Here is a 207-nt window from a genome sequence, read left to right on the forward strand (position 1 = left end):
ACAAGGTAGCCCTAGGGGAACCTGGGGCTGGATCACCTCCTTACCTATACGACTAACTCAATACCTAAAAGTGCAGCAATGCATGTGAGTGTTCACACAGATTACTTGATAGAAGAAAGAGAAATTACGTTGGGTCTGTAGCTCAGCTGGTTAGAGCGCACCCCTGATAAGGGTGAGGTCGGTGGTTCAAGTCCACTCTGACCCACC

General features: G+C 49.3%; 1 tRNA gene. It reads left to right on the forward strand.

From position 1 onward, the window contains the following. Positions 1 to 131: 131 nt before the first annotated feature. Positions 132 to 205, forward strand: a tRNA-Ile gene (locus tag AAEZ02_RS23705). Positions 206 to 207 lie beyond the last annotated feature (2 nt).

The organism is Shewanella sp. T24-MNA-CIBAN-0130 (assembly GCF_040310185.1).
GTDB classification, from domain to species: domain Bacteria; phylum Pseudomonadota; class Gammaproteobacteria; order Enterobacterales; family Shewanellaceae; genus Shewanella; species Shewanella psychromarinicola.